This window comes from Pseudomonas sp. HY2-MNA-CIBAN-0224, from assembly GCF_040310285.1.
GTDB lineage: Bacteria > Pseudomonadota > Gammaproteobacteria > Pseudomonadales > Pseudomonadaceae > Aquipseudomonas > Aquipseudomonas helleri.
In genome coordinates, this window is sequence record NZ_JBEOPQ010000405.1 from 1 (window position 1) to 282 (window position 282).

Annotated in this window: 1 protein-coding gene; it reads left to right on the plus strand. The window is 51.8% G+C overall.

Features of this window, described 5'->3' with window-relative positions; translation table 11 throughout:
* Positions 1-282, plus strand: a 282-nt coding sequence (locus AAEZ03_RS26935; RefSeq protein ID WP_350582867.1) for a 5-methylcytosine restriction system specificity protein McrC, incomplete at both ends; no start/stop codon positions are given.

Genomic DNA, 282 nt, shown 5'->3' on the forward strand with positions numbered 1-282 from the left:
GCACCATCGCTATCAGATTGGCTCGCTCGCCAGTTTTTACAGCGCTTGGCGCATTATCAACCAACCCAGCATTACCAAGCTCAGGTGGATAATCAGGCAACGCTACAAGGTCGGCTACTTATCAAAGAGCAACTGCGCCGCAATAGTGTACAACCGCATAAGTTTGTCTGTGAGCGCAGCATGCTCAGTCAAGACATGCTGAGCAATCGTTTGATTAAAAGCGCGCTGGTATGGCTGGCACCGCTCCTGCAAACAGCCATGCCACCCAAGTCCATACAGCTC